11 protein-coding genes are annotated in these 10,398 nt (G+C 59.3%); 6 read left to right on the plus strand and 5 right to left on the minus strand.

What is annotated here, in order from left to right; genetic code table 11:
- Positions 1-28 precede the first annotated feature (28 nt).
- Positions 29-1,243, minus strand: a complete 1,215-nt coding sequence (locus AC1D1Z_RS08430) for an ROK family transcriptional regulator (RefSeq protein WP_018244745.1) — start codon at positions 1,241-1,243, stop codon at positions 29-31.
- A gap of 62 nt (positions 1,244-1,305) precedes the next feature.
- Positions 1,306-2,190 carry a sugar phosphate isomerase/epimerase family protein gene (locus AC1D1Z_RS08435; RefSeq protein ID WP_018244744.1) on the minus strand — a complete coding sequence of 295 codons (885 nt, stop codon included), beginning with the start codon at positions 2,188-2,190 and terminating at the stop codon, positions 1,306-1,308.
- Positions 2,191-2,487: 297 nt separating this feature from the next.
- On the opposite strand from AC1D1Z_RS08435, the gene AC1D1Z_RS08440 reads away from it, so the two are divergent.
- The 6 genes from AC1D1Z_RS08440 (at position 2,488) to AC1D1Z_RS08465 (ending at position 7,799) form a co-directional block, all read left to right on the plus strand.
- Positions 2,488-3,921: an extracellular solute-binding protein gene (locus tag AC1D1Z_RS08440; protein WP_131647509.1), complete on the plus strand. Its 1,434-nt coding sequence runs from the start codon at positions 2,488-2,490 to the stop codon at positions 3,919-3,921.
- Positions 3,922-4,017: 96 nt separating this feature from the next.
- Complete coding sequence (locus AC1D1Z_RS08445) at positions 4,018-4,893, plus strand: carbohydrate ABC transporter permease (protein ID WP_017966968.1); 876 nt, start codon at positions 4,018-4,020, stop codon at positions 4,891-4,893.
- 4 nt (positions 4,894-4,897) lie between these two features.
- Positions 4,898-5,734 (plus strand): carbohydrate ABC transporter permease, encoded by an 837-nt coding sequence (locus tag AC1D1Z_RS08450; RefSeq protein WP_018447077.1) that lies wholly within the window; start codon positions 4,898-4,900, stop codon positions 5,732-5,734.
- A gap of 4 nt (positions 5,735-5,738) precedes the next feature.
- The gene (locus AC1D1Z_RS08455; protein ID WP_018447078.1) at positions 5,739-5,945 is read left to right on the plus strand and encodes a DUF2160 family membrane protein; all 207 of its coding nucleotides are present in this window, start codon (positions 5,739-5,741) and stop codon (positions 5,943-5,945) included.
- A 55-nt stretch (positions 5,946-6,000) separates the two neighbouring features.
- Positions 6,001-7,062, plus strand: coding sequence for an ABC transporter ATP-binding protein (locus AC1D1Z_RS08460; RefSeq protein ID WP_018244740.1), 1,062 nt, complete (start codon positions 6,001-6,003; stop codon positions 7,060-7,062).
- A gap of 11 nt (positions 7,063-7,073) precedes the next feature.
- Positions 7,074-7,799, plus strand: coding sequence for an SDR family oxidoreductase (locus tag AC1D1Z_RS08465; protein ID WP_131647508.1), 726 nt, complete (start codon positions 7,074-7,076; stop codon positions 7,797-7,799).
- Positions 7,800-7,802: 3 nt separating this feature from the next.
- Here the strand turns inward: AC1D1Z_RS08465 and AC1D1Z_RS08470 are convergent, their stop codons facing one another.
- The 3 genes from AC1D1Z_RS08470 to AC1D1Z_RS08480 all read right to left on the minus strand — a co-directional run.
- Positions 7,803-8,060 carry a hypothetical protein gene (locus AC1D1Z_RS08470; protein ID WP_018244738.1) on the minus strand — a complete coding sequence of 86 codons (258 nt, stop codon included), beginning with the start codon at positions 8,058-8,060 and terminating at the stop codon, positions 7,803-7,805.
- Between the two features lie 179 nt (positions 8,061-8,239).
- Positions 8,240-9,385: a CaiB/BaiF CoA transferase family protein gene (locus tag AC1D1Z_RS08475; protein ID WP_131647507.1), complete on the minus strand. Its 1,146-nt coding sequence runs from the start codon at positions 9,383-9,385 to the stop codon at positions 8,240-8,242.
- A gap of 43 nt (positions 9,386-9,428) precedes the next feature.
- The coding region (locus AC1D1Z_RS08480) for an electron transfer flavoprotein-ubiquinone oxidoreductase (RefSeq protein WP_477850147.1) at positions 9,429-10,398 on the minus strand (970 nt) is incomplete at its 5' end.

A 10,398-nucleotide genomic window follows, 5' to 3' on the forward strand; every position in this document is an offset into this window, starting at 1 on the left:
GCAATCCTGCTTTCGATCGTTCTTGTCGTCAACTCGTCGCCGATTGGACCGGCGCGCCATCCTCGCTGCCGAACTCCTCGCTCTCCAATGACAGAAAGCGCTGGTGCAACATGCATGCCGCTCCGAAGGCGGAACCGAACTCCGCATCATCGTCCACGACGATCTCAGGCGTGGGGAAAGGTATATTCTGGCCCTCCGACATGTGGACCGCCACGCGGGCGGCGACCATCGGGTAGAGAGACGCCACGGAGCCACCCAGCACGATCCTGTCGGGGTCGAGCAGACGACAGGCCTGCAGCAATGCATATGCGAGATGGCGCGACCAGGTTTCGGCGATATTGACCGCAGCCGGGACACGGTCACGAACGCCGCCGAGGAATTCCTGCAGATCCGCGTGCTTACGGCCAACAGCCTCGCGATACTGCCGGATGAGCACCTCGCGACCGATCAGCTGTTCAAACTTCTGCCCGCCGCTTCCCGGCACCAGAGTGTGGCCGATCTCTCCCGCCAGACCGTGACCGCCCCGGAACAGCTTGCCATCGATCATGATGCCGCCGCCGACGCCCGTTTCCATCAGCAGGAAGAGGGTCACACCTGCGGCACCGTGACGATAGCTGTCACCGATCGCAAACGCATTGGCGTCGTTTTCGACCGCGATCGGGACGGCGGCCGGGAAGGCGGACCGCCCGATCTCCTTCAACGACACGTCTCGCCAGCCGATGATGGGGGCAAGCGTGACAATTCCGTCCGGCCGAATGTGGGCCGGCGCCGAAATGCCCAGACCCTTGCACCGTCCGATCATCCCTTTCGCCATCGCGCCGACAATCAGCTCGACGCCCTGCGACACGGCCTCCTCCACCGTCGAAGATGGTGTGTCGAACGCTATTTTCCGGCATGCCCGGACGTCGGCGGAGAGATCGACAACTGCAGCCGATATATGCTCGACGCCAATCTCGATTCCGACGAAGAATGCGGCATCGGGGACCAGTTCGAGCATGATGCCCGGACGACCTGCCCGGGAATGCTCCAGGCGCTGCTTGCCGCTCTCGTCCGACTCCTGAACGAACCCGCCTTCCGTCAGTTCGGCGACGATCTCTCCCGAGGATGAGCGATTCATCCCGAGCTTCCGGGCGAGGTCGGCCCGGCTGAGGCTTCGGTGGGCGTAGATCGTCTGCAAGGCGGCGACGATATTGTTCTGTCGGATCCTGCGTGGCGAACTTCCGATGGAGACGGTGTCGTTCATATTTCAATTCCCTTCAGTCGGCCCAACCCTTACACGACTGGAACAGGCTGTCAGAAGGATAATTAGGGCCGCGCGTTTGTGGCGCGGCGACGCTTGGCCTCGTCATATTTCAGCTCGATGTAGCGCTTCGCGTGCGCGGCAAGCGGATCATTATCCTCCCAGGTGTCGCGCCAGATCGCGCAGGCGAGTGACAGGCCTTCGTCGACAACCGTCGTCGAGAAGCTCTCGAACACGATGTCGCGCTTGTAGTCGATGTCGAGCAGGGCGTCGAAGATCAGATCGAAGTTGATGACGCCATCGCCGAGATAGCCGCGATTGCTCTCGCCGATGTGGAAGTAGCCGATCTTGTCGCCGGCCAGACGGATCGCGGCGGCCGGATTGGCTTCCTCGATGTTCATATGGAACGTGTCGAGGTGGAGACGGACATGCTCCGATCCGGTCTCGGCGATGAACTTCAACCCCTGCGCCGCCGTATTCAGCAGGTTCGTCTCGAACCGGTTGACAACCTCCAGCACGAGGTCGACGTTCGCCTGCCTGGCGACTTCGCCGGTCGCGGCGATCGCAGCGACGCTGTTGTCCCAGCCCTTCTTCGTCGGCTGGCGATTGTACTTGGTGTGCGCGGAATAAAGAATCCCGCCGAGCTTGTTGCCGCCGATATCACGGACCGCACGAACGGCGTCGGCCAGTGTCTGCTTGCCAGCGGATACCGCAGACATGTCCTCGCTCGATACGTCCTTGTCGAGCGGCAGGCCCATCGTCACGCCAATCTCGACGTCAAGCGACTGCGCAAGCTTTGCCAGTCGATCGAGGTTGAATTTCTCGGGGCGCAGATAGGCAAATTCGATGGTGCGATATCCGTGTTCGGCCGTCTTGTTGAGGGCCATCTCCAGCCCTTCCTGCGTTTGGCCGCCTGTCCATACAAATGAATGGATACCCAATCGACGCATAGCCTTTTCCTCCAAAAAATGCCCTTGGCTGCGCACAGTGCTATGCCATTTAGTTTGGTAAGACAACAAATAATTTTGTCTGGAATTTTTTTGCTGCTTTGCAAAATTACCTTGCAATGCAATATTTTACGTTTCTCACCATTGTATTCTACCGTCTGCCGGAAATTAGTTTCTGCGAAAATCAATGGGATAGATCCATGATTTGCATGTTTAGACAACAAATGTTGCGCTGGAAGTTTTTTTGGCCTACACAAAAGACCGGCGAAATGATCTCGCTGCACTTTGGGAGGATTGAAAATGAACTATGCTTTGAAGGCTAGCGCGCTTGCGCTGACGCTCAGCCTCGCTACTGCCGCTTCGCCGGCCTGGGCTGACTTCTGGTCCGACGCTGGAGCCAAATTCAAGGGCGTGACACTGCACGGCGTCACCGAAAGCACCCCGCCATCGAACTACATCAGGAACGTGCTCGCTCCGGAATTCGAAAAGAAGACCGGCATCAAGGTCGACATCGAGACGACATCCTGGGATCAGATGTACGACAAGGCCATCAAGGACATGGAAGCCAAGACCGGCATCTATGACATGGTCTACATCGAGCAGGACATCATCTATTCCTATCTGGCCAGGAATTTCCTCGTCGACATCACGAAGACGCTGAAAGACCAGCCGGATCTGAAGGCGCCGACCTACGACGATGCGAACTTCACCAGCTTTGCCAACTACTTCAAGGACACGAGCGGCGATCTGTTCGGCGTTCCGATGGAAGCCTTCCTGAAGACGTATCTCTATCGCAAGGACCTCTTCGACGATCCGAAGATCAAGGAAGCCTTCAAGAAGGAAACCGGCAAGGACTTGAAGCCGGCGACCACACACGCGGAATACACCGAGATCGCCGACTTCTTCACGAAGTACGGCAAGGACAATGGCATGGAGCTCTGGGGCACGACCGCCCAGGCACATACCGGCCATCCGGCGTCGTGGTATGAATTCTTCGAGTCCATCGTGCCGACCTTCGGCGTCTACAATTGGGGCATCGACGCCAAGAACAACTATGCGGCGACGGTCGAACATGGCGGCGCGATGAACAGCGACAAGGCGAAGGCGGCGTTGAAGTATTGGCTGCACCTGCGCGACATCGCTCCTCCGGAATCGACGCAGTCAACCTGGACGGAAACCGCAACGACGTTCGCCGCCGGCCGTGTCGCCCAGGGACTGATCTACGGTGAGAATGCCGCGTGGATCGCAAGCGATCCAGCGCAGTCGAAGGTGGTCGGCCAGGTCGGATTCGCTCTGCCGCCGCTCGAGCCGGGCGTGCTGGACGACGCGAAAGCCGGAAAGGGCTATATCGGCTACTATGATGGCGGCGCCTTCGGCGTGCCGGTTACGTCCAAGAACAAGGAAGCGTCGCTGCTCTTCCTCGAATTCATCGGTCAGAACGAAGTGCAGCCCGATTGGGCCATCGCCGCACCGCGCATCACCAACACGGCGACATTCGATGATCCAAAAGTGAAGGAAATGGACGTCAAGCTCGGCGGCTTCTACACGATGCTGAAGGACGAGGGCAAGCTCTTCGCCGGCGCTCCTCCCTACCCCTTCCACGCTCAGGTGCGTGAAGCGACCGCTCCCATCTTCTACGACATCCTGACCGGCAAGATCGGTCCCGATGAAGGCCTCGACCAGATGGCGGCCAAGGCCGAAGAGGAGCTCACCTCGCTCGGCTATCGCAAATAAAATATCCTCCCCAACTGACGGGTCGTTCCGACGACCCGTCATCTTTCGCTCCCTGATGGAGCGGACGTCCACATAGCGTTCAATGGGGGATAGGCGATGCATTCGCAGAAGCTCGGGTGGCTGTTGCTGTCACCGACCATAGTGATCCTCGGACTGTTCGGGATCTTTCCTTTCATCTACGTCCTCTGGGTCTCTTTCCATTCATGGAACCCGTTCGCGGCCAATCCGGGCATGATCTTCAACTGGGCTGAGAACTATCGGCGGCTCGTCTTCGACCCGCAGTTCCTGGCATCGCTCGGCATAACCCTGGCATTCGTCTTCTTCGCGGTCGTGTCGGAGCTGGTCCTCGGCTACATCCTCGCCCAGGCGCTGCTCAAGGACTTTCCCGGAAAAGCGGTGTTTCGCACGATCCATACTCTGCCCCTGATCATGGCCCCCATCATCGTCGGCTCAGTCTGGAAGCTGATGACCACCCCGTCCATCGGCATCATTCCCTATCTCCTCAGGAGCTGGTTCGGGTACGATCTGAATATCGGCCAGAGCGCCGTCGCGGCCTTCACCGTCACTGTCATCATGGACATCTGGCACTGGACGCCGCTCGTCACCCTCTCGCTGATCGCCGCACTCGTCTCGCTTCCATCAGACCCGTTCGAGCAGGCGCAGATCGACGGCGCCGGCAAGAGCCAGATCTTCTGGCACATCACGCTCCCCTTGATCCGCCCGGCCATGCTGGCCACTGTGTTCATCAGGCTCATGGACGCGCTGCGCACCGTCGACGAAGTCCTGATGCTGACCGGAGGCGGCCCGGGCTCATCGACGCGCTACATCGGCGTCCATATCTTCAGGGAAGTTTTTCCCAAGACGAATTACGGCTACGGTTCGGCGATCTCCGTCATCGTCCTCTACCTCACCATCGTCGTCTGCTGGCTGCTCTATGTCGGCTTGATTGCGCCCCGCGTGAAGAGAGGTTGAAGCGATGAAGACCAAAAACCCCTGGCTTCCGGTCCTCCTGTGGACCTTGATAAGCTTCGTGACCCTTTTCCCGATCTATTGGCTCTTCGTCATATCGGTGAAACAGCCCTTCGACCTGTTCTCGACGCCCGATGTCATTCTCCGGAGCTTCTTCTGGAAGAATTACCAGGACGTGCTGACCAATCCGACCTTGCGCGGATACATGCTCAACTCGCTGATCATTTCGTCAGGCAATGCGCTGCTCGTCACCACGCTCGGCTTCCTTGCCTGCTACGCCCTGACGCGCTTCGACCTCGCCGGCAAGGAAAGCATCTTCTTCTGGACGATCACCAACCGCATGGCGCCGCCGGCGGTCTTCCTCCTGCCGCTTTTCCTGCTGCTGACGCAGGTCTACAGGATCGGCGACTTCTCGCTCGCCGATTCCAAGCTGGGCATGATCCTGGTCTATTGCTCCTTCAACCTTCCCTTCGCCATCTGGACGCTGCGCCCGACCGTGGAAGGCATTCCGAAGGAATTGGACGAGGCGGCCTATATGGACGGCGCGAGCCCATGGACCGTCCTCTATGATATCATCTTTCCTTTGGCACGGCCCGGACTTGCGGTGACGCTGATCCTGACCTGGGTTTTCGCGTGGAACGAATACCTGCTCGCGGCGACGCTCACCAACTTCCATGCGCGGACTCTGACCACCGGCTTGTCGGAATATGTGACGACGACCGGAACGGCCTGGGGCATCATGGCCGCGATCTCAATGCTGACATTGGTTCCGGCGCTCATCGTCTTTTCGGTGGTCCAGCGTCACATCGTCGCCGGCCTGACCTTCGGTGCCGTGAAAGGATGAAACGATGACGTCTCAATCAGGAAACAACGAACCCAAGCCGGGGTTTCTGCCGATCGAAACGAACTGGTTCGACCGGCTCTTCATCTCGATCGTTATCTGGGTCGCGCTCTCGCTGTTCTGGATGCGGTTCATCGAGCCGTTCGGGCTTTCGGTGTGGTTTGCGGCGGCAATCTCGGCGGTCCTTGGCGCCTACATCGTCTGGAAGGGATGAGCCGATGAATTCCATCAACAACATCAAAGCCGTGCTGCTTTAGGGAGGAACGACATTGGCAAACGTACAGGTTAGCGACGTCACCAAGAAATATGGCTCTCTTCAGGTCATGCACGGCGTCAGCGTCGACATCGAGGACGGCGAATTCGTCGTGCTGGTCGGCCCATCCGGCTGCGGCAAATCCACCCTGCTCCGCATGATCGCCGGTCTTGAGACGGTCAGCAGCGGAGACATCCGGATCGGCGGCCGTGTCGTCACCGACGCTCCGCCAAAGGAGCGTGACATCGCGATGGTCTTCCAGAGCTATGCGCTCTATCCCCACAAGACGGTCGCCGAGAATATGGGCTTTCCGCTGAGGATGGCCAAGCGTCCGAAGGCGGAGATCGACGAGAAGGTCGGCAAGGCAGCCGAGATCCTCGACCTGACGCGTTATCTCGACCGCTATCCGAAGCAACTGTCGGGCGGACAGCGTCAACGCGTGGCGATGGGTCGTGCCATCGTCCGAGATCCGAAGGTCTTCCTGTTCGACGAGCCGTTGTCGAACCTGGACGCCAAGCTTCGCGTCACCATGCGTGTCGAGATCAAGGAGCTTCACCAGCGGCTGAAGACCACCACCGTCTACGTCACGCACGATCAGATCGAGGCCATGACGATGGCCAATAAGATCGTGGTCATGCGCGACGGGAGGGTCGAGCAGATCGGCAAGCCTCTCGATCTCTACGACTTCCCGGTAAACCTCTTCGTTGCCGGCTTCATCGGCAGCCCATCGATGAACTTCCTTCAGGGCCGCATCGCCACCCGCGACGGCAGGAAGGTCGTCGTCACCGACCAGGGCATCACCCTTCCGATGGCAGACACAAATGCGGATGAGGGAAGAGCCGTTACCTAYGGCATCCGACCGGAGCACATCACGATCGGCGATGAAGGCGTTCCGGTGGAGGTATCGGTGTTCGAGCCCACGGGTTCGGAGACATTGATCTTCGGCCGCACGGGAGGCGTGCCGATCGACGCGCTGATCCGCGAGCGCATCGAGGTAGACCCTGGACGGACAATGTACTTCCATATCGATCCCCGGCGTGCCCACATCTTCGATCGGGAAACAGGCCAGAGACTGTAGGAGGACGGCCCATGGACTTCAAAGGAAAGACGGTCATCGTTACCGGCGCCGGCAAAGGCATCGGACGAGAAATTGTAAGGATGCTCGCCGAACGGGGAGCGCAAGTCGTCGCCTTGACCCGGAGTGCTGCCGATGTCGAAGCGCTGCGAGGGGAATCCGGCTGCCGGGCTATACAGGTCGATCTTGCGGACGCCGATGCGACCAGAGAGGCTGCCATCGCTGCCCTTCCCGCCGATTTGCTCGTCAACTGCGCCGGCACGACCGAGCTCCAACCGTTCCTGGAGACAACCGTCGAAGCATTCGACCGTCTTGTCGCGGTCAACACGCGTGCTCCGATGATCGTCGCCCAGGAATATGCCCGTTCGCTGATCAAGCAGGGCCGCAAAGGCGCCATCGTCAATGTCTCGTCGGTCGCCTCCTTCGTCGGCCTCGCCGACCACGCTGCCTATTGCGCGTCGAAGGGTGGATTGGATGGCTTGACGCGGGTCATGGCAAAGGAGCTTGCACCTCACGGCATCCGCGCGAACGGAATCCATCCCACGGTGACGCTGACTCCGATGGCGGTGAAGGCATGGAGCGATCCCGAGAAGGCCGCGGGGATGATGAAACGAATTCCCGTCGGTCGCTTCGCCGAGCCAGCAGACATTTCGGAGGTTGTTCTTTTCCTGCTCTCCGACGAGGCTGCGATGGTGAACGGGATATCGATGCCGGTGGACGGTGGCTACATGATTGCTTGAAGTTCAGGACTGCCGCGTGGTACGAGCCCGCGATTGCAATACGGGAAGCGGCGACGTTGACCGCCGCACCAACCGGCGTAGCTCATCCTGATCGATAAAATGATCGGTCACGCCGGCCTCTTTATCCGGATGACTGAAGACTAGACCGTCGGAATCCTCAAGCTTCAGAGCTTGCTCCGTATTCATGATCCCCAGTGCCTGGCGCTCGTACTCGGACTCGAGTGCCGCCTCGACGATGGCTTTTCTCTTGCGCATGTCCATGTCCTCCGTTCCTCAAAGGGTAACGGACAGGCGGAGTCGCGGTTCCGATCAAGGCATCACGATATGAGACTGGCTGAAACGAGCGTCCGCCGATACACGGCCCCATCGCGCGGGCCGCGCTGTTTTTGGCCCCTCACGAAAATTAGCGATTTCCTGTTCGATGGCACCAGCTCAAGGCATCAGTCCATCGAAGACCAGTCTGACTGCACTTTGCCATTGTGCTCGCCAAGCTTTGGCGACTTACGATGCTGGATCAACATCGCCCCTGAAAAGATGATTGGCGTCCGGATGCCCGGTATTCCTTCATTCTCCACCGCCATCTTCCGATGCGCGACTTGCGGGTCCGCGAATACATCCTTCACGGTGTTGATCGGCCCGGCGGGAACGCCCACACACGCGAGGTCGGCCAGCAGATCCGTCCGCTTGAAGAGCTTCGTGCGCGCTTCCATCATGGATGTCAGTTCTTCTCGATGACGCACTCTGTCCGCGTTGGTCTTGAAACGGACGTCGTCCGCCACAGCGGATAGCCGGAGGATTTCGCATAGCCTCTCGAACTGACCATCGTTCCCGCAGGCGATAATGATATTGCCGTCGGATACCGGAAATACTTGGTATGGTGCGATGTTGGGATGCGCATTGCCGAGTCTCGTCGGTGCCTTTCCCGAGGCCAGAAAATTCATCGCCTGGTTGGCCAACACGCCCACTGTGCTGTCCAGCAGGGCCATATCGATGTGCTGTCCCTCACCTGTCCTGTTCCGGAGGGTCAAAGCGGCCTGGATAGCGATGACCGAATAGAGCCCTGTGAAAATATCGCCGAACGCCACCCCAATCTTCTGCGGCTCCCGATCTGGTTCACCGGTCAAATCCATGATGCCCGCCATGCCTTGGACGATGAAATCGTATCCCGCACGTTCGGCATATGGGCCGGTTTGGCCAAAGCCGGTAATCGAGCAGTAAATCAGCTTTGAATTGATCGCCTTCAGGCTCTCGTAATCAAGACCGAACTTCTTCAACGCGCCTACCTTGAAGTTCTCGACGACGACATCCGCGTTCGCGATCAGTGCACGAAGCTTTTCGACGTCTTCCGCCGAATTGAAATCCGCCGTGATGCTCAGTTTTCCGCGGTTGCAGCTATGGAAGTAGGCCGCAGCGACGTCATCGCCATCCCGAATGAAAGGAGGCCCCCAACGGCGCGTGTCATCGCCCTCCGGGCTTTCCACCTTGATGACAGTCGCTCCAAGGTCGGCAAGTGTCTGTCCAGCCCATGGACCAGCCAGGATACGCGCCAATTCCACGACCCGAACGCCTTCAAGTGGAGATTGCATCGATAACTCCCTAATCATTCCTAAGTCCGCAGATCAATGTAGGCTACATATTCGGATAGACTGGCCCCTCGCCGCCCTGCGGCGGCACCCAGTTGATGTTCTGGTTGGGGTCCTTGATGTCGCAGGTCTTGCAGTGCACGCAGTTCTGGGCGTTGATGACGAAGACGTCCTTGCCATCCTTCTCCACCCATTCATAAACGCCGGCCGGACAGTAGCGCGTCGACGGGCCGGCATAGATGTCGTGTTCCGAACTCTTCTGCAGCGCCATGTCCTTGACCTGCAGATGCACCGGCTGGTCTTCCTCGTGATTGGTGTTCGACAGGAACACCGAGGACAGCCGATCGAAGGTCAAGACGCCATCCGGTTTCGGATAGGCGATCGGCTTGTGCATCGAGGCAGGTTCGAGCGACTGCGCATCGGTCTTGCCATGTTTCAGCGTGCCGAAGACGGAAAAGCCGAACAGCGTGTTGGTCCACATGTCGAAGCCGCCGAGCGCTACGCCAAGTGCGGTGCCGAACTTCGACCACAGCGGCTTGACGTTGCGCACCCGCTTCAAATCCTTGCCGATGTCGCCCTTGCGCCATTCAGTCTCGATCTCGGTCACTTCGTCATGGCTGCGGCCGGCGGTAATCGCCTCGGCGATCTTCTCGGCCGCCAGCATGCCCGACAGCACCGCATTGTGGCTGCCCTTGATGCGCGGCACGTTGACGAGACCGGCCGAACAGCCGATCAGCGCCCCGCCGGGGAAGGAAAGCTTCGGCACCGACTGGTAGCCGCCCTCGGTGATGGCGCGAGCGCCATAAGACAGCCGCTTGCCGCCCTCGAAGGTGGTGCGGATCGCTGGATGGGTCTTGAAGCGCTGGAATTCCTCGAAGGGATAGAGATAGGGGTTCTTGTAATTGAGGTGGACGACGAAGCCGACCGCCACCAGATTGTCTTCCAGGTGATAGAGGAAGGAGCCGCCGCCGGTCTTCATGCCGAGCGGCCAGCCGAAGGAGTGCTGCACCAGGCCC

The organism is Rhizobium sp. P1_E1, from assembly GCF_056406015.1.